General features: G+C 66.1%; 1 protein-coding gene. It reads right to left on the bottom strand.

Annotation, left to right across the window (positions count from 1 at the left end):
• The coding region (locus AC4FAH_RS14215) for a uracil-xanthine permease family protein (RefSeq protein WP_490246275.1) at positions 1-1390 on the bottom strand (1390 nt) is incomplete at its 3' end.
• Between the last annotated feature and the right edge of the window lie 72 nt (positions 1391-1462).

Genomic DNA, 1462 nt, shown 5'->3' with positions numbered 1-1462 from the left:
CACGCTCACTCGCTCTGGGATTGAACACCTCGGCGTCTTCCATCTTCGGCAGCAGCAGCTCGGCGATGATGGCGGTCAGGCCGCCCATGGTGATCGGCGAGCGCAGCGCATCGGCGAAGGCGCCCGGAATGGCGTTCAGCACATCCGGCACCATGCCGACGCCAAGCCCCAGCCCCAGGGCCAGCGCGATGATCATCATCTCGCGACGCCCGATGGGCTGCGCCATCAGGATGCGGATGCCGGACACCGCGATCAGCGCGAACATCAGCGTGGTGGTGGCACCGAGCACCGGGCGCGGCATCTGGGTCAGCAGGGTGGCGATGAAGGGCGACAGGCCCAGCAGCAGCAGGAAGCCGGCCACGTAGCGGCCCACATGGCGGCTGGCGATGCCGGTCAGCTGGATCACGCCGGTGTTCTGGCTGAAGGTGGTGTTGGGGAAGGTGCCGGCCAGCGCGCCGAGCGCGGAATTCAGGCCATCGCCCAGCACGCCGCCGCGCAGACGCTTCTGGTGCCGCTCATCATCCACGGCGAGACCCGAGGCGCGTGCGCTGCCGGTGAGGTCACCGACGGTCTCGATGGCGGTGATCATGAAGATGAAGGCCACCGGCAGGAAGGCGGCCAGCGAGAAATCGAAGCCGGTATTCAGGGTCGCCGGATGTGGCAGGGCCAGCAGGGCGGCATCGGCCAGCTGCGGCGAATCATAGAGGCCACCGATGGCGGCGATGATGCAGCCGACGGCCATGCCGATGAAGATGGAGGCGATTCTCAGCCACGGATGACGCGAGACCTGGCAGGCCAACACCGTGATCAGCACACAACCGGCCAGTGCCAGATTGGCAGGTGCACCGAAGTCCTCGGCGCCGAAGCCGCCGCCGATGTCCGTCATGCCCACCTGGATCAGGCTCAGGCCGATCAGCATCACCACCACGCCGGTGACCACGGGCGTGATGACCCGCTTGAGCCACGGCAATACCGTGCCCAGCGCCATCTCGATCAGGCTGCCCGCCAGGCAGGTGCCGAACAGCACCGCCAGTACCTGTTCGTCACTGGCATTCTGCGAACGAGCGATCAATCCGGCGGTGATCAGCGCGGACACGAAGCTGAAACTGGTGCCCTGGATGCTCAACAGCCCTGAGCCGAACGGGCCGATGCGCTGGGACTGGATCCAGGTGGCGACACCGGAGACCACCAGTGCCATCGACAGCAGGCTGGCGGTGTAGGCATCGAGGCCCAGCGCGCTGGTGATGATCAATGTCGGTGCAATGATACCGGCCAGACTGGCCAGCAGATGCTGGGCGCCGGCGAGGGCCGAGATGGGGACCGACGGGCAGCTTTCGAGGCCGAGCAGTGGTTCGTCGATCCCCTTGGAATCGGAAGAGGATTGGCTCATGTGACGCTCCTTGTTCTGCTCGCGGTGCAATGGCGGAAATGGTGTCGGGCACTGGAGTGTTCAGCGCGGGCA

The organism is Cobetia sp. (assembly GCF_983723665.1).
Note: the sequence above shows the minus strand (reverse complement) of the source record. Positions and strands in the feature narration are given on the sequence as shown.